Here is a 14531-nt window from a genome sequence, read left to right as displayed (position 1 = left end):
AAAAACAATAAAAAATCAATCGTGACCGGAGTCTTGCCGCGGGCGGTCTGAGGTTTGCGACAGATCAACGCCGGGAATCGGGGCGCTATCGAAATATTCGTCCAGATAACTGTCTTCGCTGGCGGCCGGTGGCTGAACAGCCTTTGCTGAGGATGCGGATGGATCAACGCTGGAAGGACCTGCGCGATGATCGGTATCAGAAAAGTCATCGTCATTGACGAAGTCAGCGGCACTGGCAGCCAGGGGTACGTGCATGTCACGCAACACCTGAGCTTCAGGAGGCAGACGTTCGACATCGACCAGGGTTGGATCACCACGTGTATCGGCGGCAGGCAAGAACCGGCTCGACGGAAGCACCGGCAGCACACCGGCCACGCCGGAGGCCAAACGCCAGTGCGTCATGGCATCTTTTGGACGACCGAGCCGATCGTACAGATTGCCCAGCAGCGCATGAATCCGCATATCGCTACGTATCTTCATGCTGCGCAGAAGGTAACGCTCGCCCTGCCCCCAAAGCTGGCCAGTCAGACATAAATTGCCCAGCGCCGCCAGCAAAGCCGAGTCGTCCGGGTTCGATTTGAGCCAGTCTTCGGCCTTGCTCAGCCGGCGAGCCACATGCTCTGCCGGACATTGCGAATAGGCATTGAGCAGGCGTGGTTCCAGACGTGCCGATATGCCTGCCTCGAGAATCTTCGAAGCCTCATCGATATTGCCTTGTGCCGCCTGGATATCAGCCGCAGCCAAGGCAACATCGGGTAATGCCCGCTCATCGGATTTAAGATCAGACCAAATGGTTTTGAAGCCTTCGGCACCACCAGCCCGCAAACGCGCGGCAGCCGAGGTCTCGATCAATTGCACGGCTTCGGATTTTTCAAGGACTCCACGACGCGACAACAAGCGTGTCAGTTCGAAGACACGATCGTGATTGCGCAACTGCCTGTGCGCACGCAGCAATAATCGGGTGGCATGGAAGTAGCGCGTGGTGGCATCTTGTAATGGCTGCAACAGCACCAGCGCATCTTGCGGGCGATTCTGGTCAAGATACATTTCTGCCGCCACGATGGCAGTAGCTTCGCTCAGACGCGGGTTGTCCTGGGCATTCTGGCGAGCCAGCGTCAGGGCCTCATCGCGGCGCCCATATTCGCCCATGTGCTGCGACGCTCTGGCCGAAGCCAGGCCGGCCAGGACTTTACGGCTTTTGGACTTGCTGCGGCTCAATAGCTTGGACAGATCTTTTTCTGCATCGGGGTAACGACCTTCAAGCACATTGATCCAGCCGTTCTCAAGCAGCTCGTGCTCGCGCTTTTGTGAACGGCGGCTACGCCACGAGCGGAAACGCTCAGGCCGCACGCCTATCCAGGCCAATACCCGCAGCAGGCAATACAAAATAATGAAAGTGGCCAATATCAGCAATACGGCGAGCGTAAGGGAAAGCTCGACGCGCCACGGCTGTGCAACGATCAGCACATTGCCACTATGTTCACGCAGCAGCAAGGCCAGGCCTACCGCAGCGGCGAGCACCAACAGGGTCCAGAACCAGGTTCTCATGCCATTACCCCTTATGATCCAAGCGTCTCGGCCACCGAGTCAGTGACCGGGGTGGATTCCTGGCTTGGCAGAGCAGTATCGGACGCTTCCTGGCTTTGACTGGCTGGCAGGACATCTGAGGGTACGCCCTCAGCATTTTGCTCTTTTTGCGACACTCTTTCCGCCCGCAAAGCCTCGAGAGCTTGCAAAGTATTGTCGACGGTGGGTAGCTCGGCGTCGATAGTGGTATCGGCCATTTGACGGGCTATTTTGAGTGCCTGGCGAGCCTGCGGAGAGCGTTCGTCGAAACGGGTTTCTATGGATTTGACCAGAGCGGCGGTTTCGGCCTGCCAGATTTTGGGTTGTTTCATCATGAGCGCCAGCTGGGCCGTCATGACACGCAAGCGCAAGGTTTCACGAAAACGTGTTGCCTGGTCTGGCGACATCAGTAACGCCGCAGCATCATCAACACGTCGCACCATAATGAACTGACCCAGGTCTTCGCGCACAGAGTTCCAGGCGTCTGCTGACCACGATTGTGCCGTATTCAAGCCTTGCTTCCACCACGGTACGGCGGGATCTGCTGGCGAGTCGGAGGCGCCGGATGAAGACGTTGTCGAGGCAGGTGCATCGGGTGCGGGGACTGGTTCTGGTGCCGCGTCGTCAGGTACCAGCAAGGGAGCGTCACTGACCAAGCCACTAAGCTCATCGAGTTGGGCGGACAAGGCGGCAATATCAACCGTGGACGTCGCCCGCAGCCGGTCGAGATCGCCATTGAGTGTTTGCTGCAGGGAAGCCAAACCTGGACGATTGGCGCGAGCCAATTGTGCCTGCGCTGTTTCAAGCGAAATGACCGCATTGGCCACGTTGCCGCCAAGCTGCAACTGCTGCTGTGCAATAGTGACCAGATGATCTACATCGTTGATGAGGACCAGGTCGGAACCGCTGTCGGTCAAGGTCTGGAAAGCCTGGTCCAGGCCATCAACTTGCCCCTGGAACTGGCTCAGAGCGCTTTCCAGTGTCGAAATCTTCCCCGATTGCTCTTGCGTCAGGGCAAGTGCCTGCCTGGCCTGATCAAGCGCCTGATTGACGGAGCTGTTGCTACTTTGAACCTGACTGAATAATTGTTGATTGGTCTGCTCGAAGCGCTGCTGCTGATACCAGAGCGCAAAGGCCAGTGCTGCGGCAATGACCAGCACAATAATGAATGCTGGTAGCCAGGGCGAACGCCGCTTGCGGCTGGCCACAGGCGGCGGGGGCACGCTGGTGGATGGGCCTGGTTTGCCTGCCTTGCCGGCGGCAGCACCCGGCCCCGATGTAGCGGCTTGAGGGGTGCTCGTTGATTTGGAAGGCTCGGGCTTGGCTGCGCTGCTTGCCGGCTCAGTAACGGCCGGTTTGGACGCGGAAGATGCCTGCGAGATCTCGGTTTTTTTATCAGTCATGGCGAGATTGTAATCCTAGGAGCTTACTCAAAGCGATGCGGCCTGTATGATCGCCTGGAAAATGGAATCATCATCCGGCTGGCATATTTTTACCATCGGTGGCTCTACCTTACCAGATGCCGTAAAGGTCGATTGTAAACGTCTGGCAATACGTTCATGAATGACCACGAAGCGCGTTTGCCTCCAGGCATGCTCCATACCCAGCCGACGTATATTGTTATGTACCGCAACCACGCTTTCGTTGCTTGTCAGCAATAACACCACAGGAGGCGTAGCGTTCAAGGCGCGCTCGAACTGTGTCGCCTGAAGATCACTCCATTGTTCCGGTATTCGCTCATACATGGCCAGCCTGGCAACTTCCAGGCCAGCCTGCTCCAGTGTCGAGCCCAGCCACTCCCTGCCATGGGTGCCACGCACGATAAGCACACGGCTCATGGACGCAAGGCGTGGCTCGAGCAATCGCAACAGGCTTTCAGAATCCTGGTGGGTGTGATGCCCCGGATGAATGATTTGTTCTGAAGGAATGCAAGCGCTGTCTTTCAGTTTTTGAGCACTGGCAACACCCACCGTTGCAGCAAGCGTACCGGCAGGCCATGAATCGCCGCAGCCATGCCTGGCCAATGCCTGCAGATAAAACTGCCCAGCGTGGCCACTCACAAAGACAATAAGATCGTAATCTGCTGGTACGGGCAAACTGGCTGGGCCGGACGGCAAAGGCCGAATGCGTAGGGCCGGCAACAGCAAAGCCGGCAAGCCAGCAGCCGCGAGGCGCACGGCCAGGGCTTCGTTTTTTTCTTGCGGCCGGGTCAGTACAACACGCGCCCTAATCGCCGTCGTCGACACGGTAAGGCCTCTCAGGCGGCTGGGCCAGATGCCAGGAGCCGGTCTAGTATGATGCGTGCGCCGTTTTGCAGCAGCTCGTTGGCTATGCATACGCCCAGTTCTTCGGCTTGCCCTATGGCGCCCGAAGCCTGAGCTCGAATAATGCGCGAACCGTCTGGTTCGGCCACCAGGCCGCGAACCATCAAGGTATCGCCATCGCGCTGGGCAAACGCAGCCAAGGGAACCTGGCAAGACCCGCCCAGAACCCGGGAAACGGCTCGCTCAGCCAATGCGCATGCTGTCGTATCAGGATCAGCCAGTGGGGCCAACCAAGCTTGCATATCAGTGCGCGCCTCGAGGATTTCGATACCCAGCGCACCCTGGCCCGCCGCCGGCAAACTTTGCTCTGGACTCAGGTGGCTGCGTATGCGAGCCTGCATGCCCAGGCGTCGCAAGCCTGCAGACGCGAGAATAATTGCTGCATAGTCGCCACGATCAAGCTTGCCCAGGCGCGTATCCAGATTGCCGCGCAGAGGCTGGACCTGAAGTTGCGGGTAACGTTGACGTATTTGTGCCTCACGGCGCAGACTTGACGTACCCACCACGCTGCCTGCCGGCAGCTCGTCGAGCGAGGCGTGCTCGTTGGACACAAAAGCATCGCGGGGATCATCACGCTCTAGTATGACCGACAACGCAAAAGGGCTCTGCATATCGACAGGAACATCTTTGAGCGAATGAACCGCCAGGTCTGCACGCCCGTCCAGCAGTGCCGTTTCAAGTTCCTTGACAAATAAGCCTTTGCCTCCGACCTTGGAGAGACTACGGTCAAGAATCTGATCGCCACGCGTGGTCATGGTCAGCAAGCTGACCTCACATTGCGGATATAAGGTTTGCAGCCGATCCCGCACGTGCTCGGCCTGCCACAGGGCGAGCCGGCTTGCACGGGTTGCAATAACTAGTTTTGCTGGAGCTTCCGACATGCGGGCGCTATGCAAAATAGTTGAGCAGGACGGCGGCAATAATGCCAATCAAGGCCAAAATACCCAAGCCTTGCAGCAAAGATAGGCCGGAATCTGGCTGTTCCTTGCCTTTTGACGATTTGAACAAACTCATGCGTTTTCTTCCTTGGGTGCGGATGCCTTGCGCGATCCCAGCCATTTGCCCAACACCACCACCAATATAGCGCCGATCACTTCAGCAGCGATCTTGGTCGTATTGGAAATGGGGCCAAACTGTTCAACAACGAACACATCAGTAACCAGCATACCGCCGGCAATCCAGCCTAACAGCGCTGCGCCGAGAGTAACCACTATTGGGAAACGATCGATCAGCTTCAGGACCAGCGTGCTGCCCCAGATGATGATAGGTACGCTGACGATCAGGCCGAAGATCACATAGTACAGCTGATGATCCAGGTGTGTGTTCTGGGCCGCGCCTGCAATGGCAATGACATTGTCCAGACTCATGACGAAGTCGGCGATCAGAATGGTTTTGACAGCCGACCATATGGAACTTCCGCCTTTGATATTGCCGTGCTCATCTTCATCGGGAATCAGCAGCTTCACGCCGATCCAGACCAACAGTGCGCCGCCGACCAGTTTAAGAAATGGGATGCCCAACAGAGTCAGTGCAAAGGCAATCAGTAGCACACGAAGAATGATGGCGCCCGCCGTACCCCACAAAATACCCTGCATGCGCTGCTTTTGGTGCAAATTGCGGCAAGCCAGGGCAATCACGACCGCGTTGTCGCCCCCAAGCAGAATATCGATCAGGATGATCTGAAACACGGCGCCCCAATGGAGCGTTTGAAAGAACTCAAGCATTTTTTGTCCGTTTTAATCTAAGGCGTATAGAAGAAATACCTGGCCGTACTTTGTACGTCGAGGTAAAAAAACGGGCCATTATAATTCAGCTGTTTATGAGGTTCGCCGCAAGGCCCTGCGCACACGTTCCGTCTCGAAACCAAAAACCGACCATGTGATTCGCGTCGTGGAACGCGATAAAGAGGCCCACCAGTGGCAGGCCCCTATTTAGCTTACAACACCGACTTGAGCAGCTTGCCCATTTCGGATGGATCGCGAGTTGTGCGTATACCGCAAGCTTCCATGATTTCAAGCTTGGCATCGGCGGTGTCAGCACCCCCGGAAATCAGGGCACCGGCGTGGCCCATACGCTTGCCGGCAGGAGCCGTCACGCCCGCAATGAAGCCAACCACCGGCTTCTTCATGTTGTCTTTGGCCCACTCAGCAGCATTGACCTCGTCGGGGCCGCCGATTTCACCAATCATGACTACTGCATCGGTATCGGGATCGTCATTGAACATTTGAAGGACGTCGATATGCTTCAGGCCATTGATGGGGTCGCCGCCGATACCCACCGCAGTGGACTGGCCCAGACCCAGTTCGGTCAGTTGCGCAACAGCCTCGTAGGTTAGCGTACCCGAGCGACTGACAACGCCTATGCGGCCCTTGCGGGAAATGTGACCGGGCATGATGCCGATTTTCAGCTCGTCTGGGGTAATCAGGCCCGGGCAGTTTGGTCCGAGCAACAAGGTTTTCTTGTTTTGGTCGCGCATGCGATTACGTACTTCCAGCATGTCGCGTACGGGAATCCCTTCAGTAATGCAGATGACCAGATCCAGATCAGCTTCAACAGCTTCCCAGATGGCTGCCGCGGCACCCGCTGGTGGCACATAAATAACGGAAACGGTTGCGCCGGTTTCAGCCTTGGCATCTTTGACCGTACCGAAAATAGGCACGCCTTCGAAGTTTTCGCCGGCTTTCTTGGGATGCACCCCTGCTACGAAAGCATCTTTGCCATTCGCATATTCGCGGCACATATGAGTGTGGAATTGCCCGGTCTTACCGGTGATTCCCTGAGTGATGACTTTGGTGTCTTTGTTGATCAGAATCGACATTTACAAATCCTTGGCAATATTCTTATTTCGCGGCGGCTACGACTTTGGTCGCGGCTTCAGCCATGGTGTCAGCGCTGATGATGGGCAAGCCCGACTCGGCCAGCAGCTTCTTGCCCAGCTCTTCGTTGGTGCCCTTCATGCGGACGACCAGCGGCACGCTGAGATTGACAGCCTTGCACGCGGCAATTACGCCTTCGGCGATAACATCGCAGCGCATGATGCCGCCGAAGATGTTGACCAGAATGGCTTCGACACCCTCGTTCTTGAGCATGATCTTGAAGGCTTCGGTGACTTTTTCTGCCGTGGCGCCGCCGCCAACATCAAGGAAGTTGGCCGGCTCGCCGCCAAACAGCTTGATGGTATCCATGGTTGCCATGGCCAGACCCGCACCGTTGACCAGGCAGCCAATATTGCCGTCGAGCTGAATATAAGCCAGGTCGAACTTGCTGGCTTCGATTTCGGCAGGATCTTCCTCGTCGAGATCGCGATAGGCAACGATCTCGGGATGACGGAACAGTGCGTTGGAATCGAAGTTGAATTTCGCATCGAGAGCAATGATATTGCCCTTGCTATCGCGATTCAAGGGGTTGATTTCTACCAACGAGGCATCGGTTTCCATGTAGCAGGCATAGAGCTTCTGGCACACATCGATGAACTGGGCCACGGAATCGGCCGGCATGCCCACGCCCTTGGCCAGCGTTTCGCCATCGGCCTGAGTAAAGCCTTTCAGCGGATCGACCATTACGGTGATGATTTTTTCGGGAGAGGAATGAGCAACCTCTTCGATATCCATACCACCTTCGCTGGAAGCGATGAAAGCCACTTTCTGCGTGGCGCGGTCGGTTACGGCGGACAGGTAATACTCTTGCTGAATGTCGGCGCCCTCTTCGATATACAGGCGGCCTACTTTCTGGCCTTCAGGCCCGGTCTGGTGCGTGACCAACTGCATGCCCAGTATTTCGGAGGACAGTTGGCGAACTTCATCGAGCGAGCGAGCCAGCTTGACGCCACCGCCCTTGCCACGACCACCTGCATGAATTTGCGCCTTGACGACCCAAACCGGCCCGCCCAGTTTTTCGGCAGCTGCAACGGCTTCGTCGACGGAAAAAGCAGGAATCCCGCGTGGCACAGTCACGCCAAATTTCTTCAGCAGTTCCTTGCCTTGATACTCGTGAATTTTCATTTATTACCTGTCAGAACGTAAAGATAAAAGAATGCGTTCGCCAGCGCATGAAGGCGCCGTTGCTCGCTGTTGAGAGTTGCCTACTCGCATTTTGCTTCCACCTTGGGCGCTACATACCACTGCGGATAGAACTCTTGCGCAACCGGCCCGTCAAGCCGCAAGGCGTGACAACCCGAAAGCTGGAAAGGTTTTTTCTGAGGGTCGGCTTCTTGCTCCTGGCGCCGCCGGTTGGACATAGTCTGCACAGCCACAGTAGGCAAGACATATGACAGTTCGGTCATATGAGTGCACCCGGCCACTCGTGCAAACCGGTCTTTGACCGATTGCCGAAAGTTGCGCAGCAGATTCATGCCCACCAGCGCTGCATAGTCGGGCGCAATACCGGAACAGTTCTCTGCATAGGGGGCCACATCGTAAGCAGCTACTGCCGCTGTGATCGTAAATGCTTCGTCGATCGTGATGCGAAGATGCATGTGATGGATGGGCTGGCCCGCATAATGTATGGCGCCAGCGTGCCTTGGGAAGTCATAAGCCTTGGTGTCGATAAGCTCTGCTTCAAGATCCCACTGGCCGTCTTCCCGCGCATACGAGTTTACGCGTATGGAACGCGTATGCAGTGGCTCGCGGGCGATATCGGGAGACGGCAAAGGCATGTGTGGAGAAGATGGATTGCGATAAACCCTCTAAGTATAACGCAGTGTTTCTGCTGCCTTGACCATGGCCAGCAAAGCCGCCTCGGTCTCGGGCCAGCCCCTGGTTTTCAGGCCGCAGTCGGGATTTACCCATAAGCGCTCGGCAGGCAATCGCCCACTCGCTTTCTTCATCAGGCCAACCATCCATTCAAGCTTGGGCACATTGGGTGAATGGATATCGTAGACCCCAGGCCCAATATCGTTGGGATACTGAAAATCTTCGAATGCGCCCAGCAGTTCCATGTTGGAACGAGACGTTTCTATGGTGATGACGTCGGCATCCATGGCGGCGATCGATTCAATGATGTCATTGAACTCCGAATAGCACATATGTGTATGGATTTGCGTATCGTCCTGCACACCGCCCGTAGACAGACGAAAGCAGTCCACAGCCCAGTCCAGATAGGCCTGCCAGTCTGTACGCCGTAATGGCAGGCCCTCGCGAAATGCCGGCTCATCGATCTGGATCACCGTAATTCCAGCCGCCTCCAGATCGGTGACTTCATCCCGCAGGGCCAGGGCCAATTGCCGGCAAGTAGTGGCGCGCGGCTGGTCATCCCGAACAAAAGACCACTGCAATATAGTGACTGGCCCGGTAAGCATGCCCTTGACCGGTTTGTCAGTCAAGGATTGCGCATAGGCCGACCAGGCAACCGTCATGGCTGCCGGGCGAGCCACATCACCAAAAATAATGGGGGGTTTCACGCAACGCGAACCGTAGCTTTGCACCCAACCGTTCTGGGTAAAGGCAAAGCCGCCCAGAAGCTCGCCAAAGTACTCGACCATATCATTGCGCTCGGGTTCGCCATGCACCAGCACATCCAGCCCGATTTTTTCCTGAAAACGGATGACCTGCTCGATCTCGGCACGCATGGCCTTTTCATAGGTGGCATCACTGAGCGCCCCCTGCTTCCAGTCACGACGCGCCACCCTGATTTCCGGCGTCTGCGGAAACGAGCCTATGGTGGTGGTTGGGTAACTGGGCAGCCCCAATTTTTTTTGCTGGCCGGCAATACGCTGCTGGAAGGGTGCACGATCACGCCCTACGCCGACGGACGCCTTCAGGCGCTGCTGCACGCCAGGATTATGGATCCGGCTGGAGTTTTTTCTGTTCGACAACGCTAGGCGCTGCTGCTGTAAGGCCCACTGTGTATCAGCGCCTGTCGTATCAGCCAACGAACCCGCCAACACCTTGAGTTCATCCAGCTTCTGAGTGGCAAACGATAGCCAGCTGCGCAGTTCGGCATCGAGGTCACGCTCGACATCCAGATCGACCGGCACATGCAGCAAGGAGCAGGACGGCGCCAGCCACAGGCGTTCACCAAGCTGCCGTGCTGCCTGGCGAATCAGCTCACCCGCCTTGTCGAGATCGCTGCGCCATACATTACGCCCACTGATCAGCCCTGCCGATAGCACTTGCCGATCATCCAATATGGTCAGAACGCGATCAAGCTGTTCCGGTGCGCGGACCAGATCGATGTGCACGCCATCAACCGGCAAGCCCTTCAATACCTGGACATTTTCTTTCAGATCCTCGAAGTAAGTGGCCAGCAGTATGCGCAGTCCGCTTTTGGCCAGGGTTTCATAGGCTGACTGGAAAGCCTGTTTCCAGGCCTCAGGCAAATCCAGTCCTAATATGGGTTCGTCGATCTGTACCCACTCAACCCCCAGCGCCTTGATTTGTTGCAGTACCTGCGCATATACAGGCAAAAGATTCTCGAGCAAGGTCAGCTTGGCCGCATCCCCTGCTCCCTGCGTAAACGCATCCCCCTTGCCCAGCCACAGCCAGGTCAAAGGACCGGGTATGACCGGCTTGACCTTATGGCCCAACGCTTGCGCTTCACGAATCTGATCAAAGAGATAGCTGCGAGCGATGCGATAAGACTGCTCTGGAGCGAGCTCTGGCACGATGTAGTGATAGTTGGTATCGAACCACTTGGTCATTTCACATGCGGCAGCGGGCGAACCACTAGGTGCACGGCCACGCGCCAGGCGAAACAATGTATCGAGCGCTACCGGCTCATCGGAAGGCTGGCCAAAACGCGCGGGTACGGCTCCCAGCAAACAAGTCCACTCCAAAATCTGGTCATACCAGGCAAAATCGCCTACTGGCACCCATTCAAGACCTGACTTGGCCTGGAGGGTCCAATGCCGTGCACGGAGTTCGCGTCCAGTGGCTTCAAGCTCTTGAGCTGTTTGCTTACCAGCCCAATAGGCTTCCAGGGAACGCTTCAATTCCCGCTGCACGCCGATGCGAGGAAAACCCAAATTATGAGTAATTGTCATTTTATTCTCTTGATTAATGAATAATATTTGTACTGTCGTTATTGTGCCTATACAATTTAGTGAAACAAAATCAAATTCAACATACTTAATATGAATTTCTCTCAATCAAATAAAATAAGTTGAGCCTATGCTGGAAATACGTCACCTGGAAACCCTCAGCGCCATACGAGATGCCGGCAGCATGCAAGAGGCGGCAGAAAGACTGCACGTGACCCAATCGGCCTTGTCGCATCAACTGCGCGACCTCGAAGTGCGTCTTAAAACGCCGCTGTTGAATCGTCGCACGCGGCCAGCCCGGATGACGACTGCGGCTCTGCGCATATTGGCCCTGGCCGACGTCGTCTTGCCACAGATCAAAGCAACCGAACGTGAGCTACAACAACTGGCTGCCGGCAAAACAGGCCGGCTTCATCTGGCCATCGATTGCCATTCCTGCTTTCAGTGGCTTATGCCTGCCCTGGATGGATTTCGACGCGAATGGCCGGACGTCGAACTGGATTTGTCAGCCGCCTTCTCGTTTGCGCCGCTGCCAGCGCTGGTGCGTGGAGACCTTGATGTCGTCATTACCTCAGATCCGCAAGAGATAGACGCCGTTGAATACCTGCCTTTGTTTCGCTACGAACTAGTGCTTGCGGTGGCCGCCACCAATCCACTGGCTCAGCACAAATACATAGAGGCCGAGCAACTGGCTGAACAGGTGTTGATTACCTATCCGGTAGAACGACAGCGGCTGGACGTTTTCACGGCGTTCCTGGACCCTGCGGGCGTCGAGCCGGCTGCTTTGCGCAAGGCCGAGCTGACGCCGATTATCGCGCAGCTGGTAGCTGGTCAGCGTGGCGTGGCCGCCCTGCCCAACTGGGCCCTGACCGAATACCTGGACCAGGGTTGGCTACACATATGTCACCTGGGCCAGCAAGGCGTATGGCGCACGTTATATGCCGCAATGCGTTCCGAAGACATCGAGGCGGATTATCTGCAAGCCTTTATGAAGCAAGCACGCGATACTTGCTTCAGGACGCTGACGGGAATAAAAGCTGCGCGCCACTAGAATGCACAAGCAGGCTTAGTCGCTACCGTAAGGGATGTCGCCGAGTATGCGTCGCAGGCATTCGGCTGCGAAACCACGCGAAGCCAGGAAACGATACTGCCGGGCATAGTCTTTGGCATTCTTGGGAGGCTGGCCAAACTTTCTTTCCCAGACGGCGCGGGCGCGTTCGAACTCGGTGTCTTGGAGTTGCTGCCCCATGCTTGCGATGGCGGTATCGTCTACGCCATGCTGCCTGAGCTCGCTCAGGATGCGACTGGCCCCCTGACGCGACGCGCGTCGGTTCAGCAAACTTTGCGCGAAACGTTCGTTGGACAGCCAGTTCTCACGTTCAAGCTGATTCAACAATGATTCGATTTCGTGGGGATCATCGGTAAAAGGCGCGAGCTTACGGCTTAGTTCGCGGCGCGAGTGCTCGCGCCGCGACAAATAGCCTATGGCCCTGGCCTTGAGGCTAGGGCCGGCCTTTTTAGGTGCGCCAGCCTTGGCATTGTCGGGCGACAGTGTTTCGAAATCGTCGTCATTTGATGGCATGGCGCACTTTTACTCTGGCAAGACGACCGGTAAAGGCCGGCTGACGAGCAGCAAGCTAGTCGGTGAGCTCGTCATCTGGTGTTGGCACAGTCTTTTTTGATACTGTTGCTGCCACTTGCGGCACCACGCCCAATTGCTCTCGTACGCGGTTTTCGATTTCGAACGCCATTTCAGGATGTTCTTTAAGGTATTCGCGGGAATTGTCTTTACCCTGACCGATACGCGTACCGCCATAGCTGAACCAGGCACCAGCCTTGTCGACGATGCCAGCCTGTACGCCCAAATCGATGATTTCGCCCTCGCGCGAGATGCCTCCACCGTACATGATGTCGAATTCGGCCTGTTTGAACGGTGGAGCCACCTTGTTCTTAACCACCTTGACGCGGGTCTCATTGCCGACGATTTCATCGGCCTTTTTGATGGAGCCTATGCGGCGGATATCGAGCCGCACCGACGAATAGAACTTGAGTGCGTTTCCACCAGTGGTGGTTTCGGGACTGCCGAACATGACGCCGATCTTCATGCGGATTTGGTTGATGAAGATGACCATGCAATTGGCACGCTTGATGTTGGCGGTAAGCTTGCGCAAGGCTTGGCTCATGAGGCGTGCCTGCAGGCCGGGCAGAGAGTCACCCATATCGCCTTCGATTTCGGCCTTGGGCACCAGCGCAGCAACCGAGTCGATGACGATAAGGTCGACCGAGCCCGAGCGAACCAGTGCATCGGTGATTTCGAGGGCCTGCTCACCGGTATCGGGCTGGGAAATAAGCAGGTCGGCCAGGTTGACGCCCAGCTTGGAGGCGTACTGGACATCAAGGGCGTGCTCAGCGTCGATGAAGGCGCAAGTACCACCGATTTTTTGCATTTCAGCAATGACTTGAAGGGTCAGGGTGGTTTTACCCGAAGATTCGGGACCGTAGATTTCGATGACGCGACCGCGAGGCAGGCCACCGACGCCCAAGGCGACATCAAGCCCCAGTGAGCCAGTAGACACGACCTGGATGTCGTGTTCAACAGTGTCGTCGCCATAGCGCATGACCGAACCTTTGCCAAATTGCTTTTCAATTTGAGATAAGGCGGCAGCCAGTGCTTTGCTGCGCTCGCCGGCGGCTTTGCTGTTTTTGTCGTCCATGTAGGGTCCTTGACTGGAAAACTAATTAATGAGGCAGCTGCTGTAGCTGCCCGCTTTTGCTGACGGATATTGTCTTTATAACTTTGACTACGGCCGCAGCTGTTGTCGGTTAATGAGATTATTGCATCAAATTATACTGTATAAATAAACAGATAACCAGGAAAGTACATCGTTAACCCTGACTGTTCAGGCCTAAACGATAGTGCCAAAATGGGTATTCCTGCCAACAGACCAAGCCAAACCCATCCATCATGCGTATTTTAATCGCCGAGGACGACAGTATTCTTGCCGATGGACTTTCTCGTTCTCTTCGCTATGACGGCTATGCCGTCGATGTCGTCAACGACGGCTCCAGTGCCGATTCCGCACTGAAGCTGCAAAGTTTTGATCTGCTCATCCTCGATCTCGACCTGCCACAAATGCACGGCCTGGCGGTATTGCGTTTGCTGCGGCAGCGGCAAACGCCCCTGCCGGTACTTATTCTGACCGCAGCTGATAGCGTGGAGCAACGCGTCAAAGGCCTGGATCTGGGCGCAGACGACTATATGGCCAAACCCTTTGCCCTGACCGAACTCGAAGCTCGCGTCAGGGCACTCACCCGCCGTAGTGCGGGCGTCAGCACCACTGTACTACGGTATAAACACCTTAGCTTCGACCTGAACGGTCGCACCGCACATATCAACGACCAGCCGCTCGAGCTCTCTGCCCGCGAAACCAGCTTGCTTGAAATATTCCTTTCACGCTGCGGTCGCATGATCAGCAAGAATCAGCTCGTAGACCTGCTATGCCAGTGGGGCGAAGAAGTCACTCCGAATGCCATCGAAGTCTACATACACAGGTTACGTAAAAAAATAGAACCCAGCGGCGCCAAAATCGTTACGGTACGAGGTCTGGGATACTGCCTCGAGCCCGAGAACCACAATGATACGCTTGCGGCCTGAGCCGCTTGCA

The 14531-nt window shown here is 56.1% G+C and carries 14 protein-coding genes; 2 read left to right on the top strand and 12 right to left on the bottom strand.

Annotation, left to right across the window (positions count from 1 at the left end):
* Positions 1 to 15 precede the first annotated feature (15 nt).
* From ERD84_RS09540 to metE, 10 genes are all read right to left on the bottom strand, one after another.
* Complete coding sequence (locus tag ERD84_RS09540; RefSeq protein ID WP_130039382.1) at positions 16 to 1548, bottom strand: heme biosynthesis HemY N-terminal domain-containing protein; 1533 nt, start codon at positions 1546 to 1548, stop codon at positions 16 to 18.
* Positions 1549 to 1559: 11 nt separating this feature from the next.
* Entirely contained in the window at positions 1560 to 2969 is a 1410-nt protein-coding gene (locus ERD84_RS09535; RefSeq protein ID WP_130039381.1) for a uroporphyrinogen-III C-methyltransferase, read from the bottom strand.
* Positions 2970 to 2996: 27 nt separating this feature from the next.
* A complete protein-coding gene (locus tag ERD84_RS09530; RefSeq protein ID WP_167667376.1) occupies positions 2997 to 3812 on the bottom strand; it encodes a uroporphyrinogen-III synthase in 816 nt (271 codons plus the stop codon).
* 11 nt (positions 3813 to 3823) lie between these two features.
* Positions 3824 to 4771: a hydroxymethylbilane synthase gene (gene hemC / locus ERD84_RS09525; protein WP_130039379.1), complete on the bottom strand. Its 948-nt coding sequence runs from the start codon at positions 4769 to 4771 to the stop codon at positions 3824 to 3826.
* Positions 4772 to 4778: 7 nt separating this feature from the next.
* Positions 4779 to 4904: a hypothetical protein gene (locus ERD84_RS16110; RefSeq protein WP_257215250.1), complete on the bottom strand. Its 126-nt coding sequence runs from the start codon at positions 4902 to 4904 to the stop codon at positions 4779 to 4781.
* Positions 4901 to 5614: a TerC family protein gene (locus tag ERD84_RS09520; RefSeq protein ID WP_130039378.1), complete on the bottom strand. Its 714-nt coding sequence runs from the start codon at positions 5612 to 5614 to the stop codon at positions 4901 to 4903. Before ERD84_RS09520 ends, ERD84_RS16110 begins: the two co-directional genes overlap by 4 nt.
* 212 nt (positions 5615 to 5826) lie before the next feature.
* Complete coding sequence (gene sucD, locus ERD84_RS09515; RefSeq protein ID WP_130039377.1) at positions 5827 to 6708, bottom strand: succinate--CoA ligase subunit alpha; 882 nt, start codon at positions 6706 to 6708, stop codon at positions 5827 to 5829.
* Between the two features lie 22 nt (positions 6709 to 6730).
* Positions 6731 to 7891, bottom strand: a complete 1161-nt coding sequence (gene sucC, locus ERD84_RS09510; protein WP_130039376.1) for an ADP-forming succinate--CoA ligase subunit beta — start codon at positions 7889 to 7891, stop codon at positions 6731 to 6733.
* A gap of 80 nt (positions 7892 to 7971) precedes the next feature.
* Positions 7972 to 8544, bottom strand: a complete 573-nt coding sequence (locus tag ERD84_RS09505) for a DUF2889 domain-containing protein (protein ID WP_130039375.1) — start codon at positions 8542 to 8544, stop codon at positions 7972 to 7974.
* A 30-nt stretch (positions 8545 to 8574) separates the two neighbouring features.
* Positions 8575 to 10869 carry a 5-methyltetrahydropteroyltriglutamate--homocysteine S-methyltransferase gene (gene metE / locus ERD84_RS09500; RefSeq protein WP_130039374.1) on the bottom strand — a complete coding sequence of 765 codons (2295 nt, stop codon included), beginning with the start codon at positions 10867 to 10869 and terminating at the stop codon, positions 8575 to 8577.
* 127 nt (positions 10870 to 10996) lie between these two features.
* Between metE and ERD84_RS09495 the strand changes: the two genes are divergently transcribed.
* Positions 10997 to 11917 (top strand): LysR family transcriptional regulator, encoded by a 921-nt coding sequence (locus tag ERD84_RS09495; protein ID WP_130039373.1) that lies wholly within the window; start codon positions 10997 to 10999, stop codon positions 11915 to 11917.
* Between the two features lie 15 nt (positions 11918 to 11932).
* On the opposite strand, the gene recX is transcribed toward ERD84_RS09495, so the two are convergent.
* Complete coding sequence (gene recX, locus ERD84_RS09490) at positions 11933 to 12448, bottom strand: recombination regulator RecX (protein WP_130039372.1); 516 nt, start codon at positions 12446 to 12448, stop codon at positions 11933 to 11935.
* A 55-nt stretch (positions 12449 to 12503) separates the two neighbouring features.
* The gene (gene recA, locus ERD84_RS09485) at positions 12504 to 13580 is read right to left on the bottom strand and encodes a recombinase RecA (protein ID WP_130039371.1); all 1077 of its coding nucleotides are present in this window, start codon (positions 13578 to 13580) and stop codon (positions 12504 to 12506) included.
* Positions 13581 to 13831: 251 nt separating this feature from the next.
* On the opposite strand from recA, the gene ERD84_RS09480 reads away from it, so the two are divergent.
* Positions 13832 to 14521 carry a response regulator transcription factor gene (locus ERD84_RS09480; RefSeq protein WP_130039370.1) on the top strand — a complete coding sequence of 230 codons (690 nt, stop codon included), beginning with the start codon at positions 13832 to 13834 and terminating at the stop codon, positions 14519 to 14521.
* The last annotated feature ends 10 nt before the right edge of the window (positions 14522 to 14531 follow it).

The sequence above is a fragment of the Pollutimonas harenae genome, from assembly GCF_004153685.1.
Lineage (GTDB): Bacteria > Pseudomonadota > Gammaproteobacteria > Burkholderiales > Burkholderiaceae_B > Pusillimonas_C > Pusillimonas_C harenae.
This window is presented reverse-complemented; position numbering and strand designations above follow the sequence as displayed.

What these genes read in the sequence shown, in the direction of transcription:
- ERD84_RS09540 (WP_130039382.1), bottom strand. Translation starts at nt 1,548, where the DNA reads ATGAGAACCTGGTTCTGGACCCTGTTGGTGCTCGCCGCTGCGGTAGGC.
- ERD84_RS09535 (WP_130039381.1), bottom strand. Translation starts at nt 2,969, where the DNA reads ATGACTGATAAAAAAACCGAGATCTCGCAGGCATCTTCCGCGTCCAAA.
- hemC (WP_130039379.1), bottom strand. Translation starts at nt 4,771, where the DNA reads ATGTCGGAAGCTCCAGCAAAACTAGTTATTGCAACCCGTGCAAGCCGG.
- ERD84_RS16110 (WP_257215250.1), bottom strand. Translation starts at nt 4,904, where the DNA reads ATGAGTTTGTTCAAATCGTCAAAAGGCAAGGAACAGCCAGATTCCGGC.
- ERD84_RS09520 (WP_130039378.1), bottom strand. Translation starts at nt 5,614, where the DNA reads ATGCTTGAGTTCTTTCAAACGCTCCATTGGGGCGCCGTGTTTCAGATC.
- sucD (WP_130039377.1), bottom strand. Translation starts at nt 6,708, where the DNA reads ATGTCGATTCTGATCAACAAAGACACCAAAGTCATCACTCAGGGAATC.
- sucC (WP_130039376.1), bottom strand. Translation starts at nt 7,891, where the DNA reads ATGAAAATTCACGAGTATCAAGGCAAGGAACTGCTGAAGAAATTTGGC.
- ERD84_RS09505 (WP_130039375.1), bottom strand. Translation starts at nt 8,544, where the DNA reads ATGCCTTTGCCGTCTCCCGATATCGCCCGCGAGCCACTGCATACGCGT.
- metE (WP_130039374.1), bottom strand. Translation starts at nt 10,869, where the DNA reads ATGACAATTACTCATAATTTGGGTTTTCCTCGCATCGGCGTGCAGCGG.
- ERD84_RS09495 (WP_130039373.1), top strand. Translation starts at nt 10,997, where the DNA reads ATGCTGGAAATACGTCACCTGGAAACCCTCAGCGCCATACGAGATGCC.
- recX (WP_130039372.1), bottom strand. Translation starts at nt 12,448, where the DNA reads ATGCCATCAAATGACGACGATTTCGAAACACTGTCGCCCGACAATGCC.
- recA (WP_130039371.1), bottom strand. Translation starts at nt 13,580, where the DNA reads ATGGACGACAAAAACAGCAAAGCCGCCGGCGAGCGCAGCAAAGCACTG.
- ERD84_RS09480 (WP_130039370.1), top strand. Translation starts at nt 13,832, where the DNA reads ATGCGTATTTTAATCGCCGAGGACGACAGTATTCTTGCCGATGGACTT.